This is a genomic window from Klebsiella sp. MS 92-3, from assembly GCF_000195655.1.
Classification (GTDB): domain Bacteria; phylum Pseudomonadota; class Gammaproteobacteria; order Enterobacterales; family Enterobacteriaceae; genus Klebsiella; species Klebsiella pneumoniae.
Map to the genome: position 1 here is coordinate 4790 of NZ_GL882852.1, position 410 is coordinate 5199.

Annotated in this window: 1 pseudogene; it reads right to left on the reverse strand. The window is 59.0% G+C overall.

The window, feature by feature from the left end:
- Positions 1 to 268, reverse strand: a pseudogene (locus HMPREF9538_RS30520) (sulfonate ABC transporter substrate-binding protein); the annotation flags it as partial.
- Between the last annotated feature and the right edge of the window lie 142 nt (positions 269 to 410).

Sequence of the window (410 nt, forward strand, 5' to 3'; positions counted from 1 at the left end):
GGGCGGGAGGCGCATCGCCGGTCGCGGCCAGATCGATACTACCGACGTTCAGCCCCTCCAGCATTTGCGGCCCGGCGGGGAATTCGACCCAGCGTACGGCAATGCCCTGTTTTTTCAGGCTCTCATCCAGCGTGCCGCGGTACTTCAGCAGCGCGAAGATATTCGCCTTTTGATAGCCGATGTTGACGGTTTCCGGCGCTTTGGCCAGCGCGGAGGTAGAGAGGGCGGCGAGGACCAGCAGCCAGGCGGGGCGGAATCGGTTGGACATTGTCTGTTCTCCTTAGCGGTTTTGCGTAAGGTAACAAACAGCGCTTATAACCATTAAATAACTAAAATTTTATTGATATAACAAAAAGAGTTATGCAGGACGATGGGCCCCCACCCCCCCCCCGGGGGGGGGGGGGGGGGGG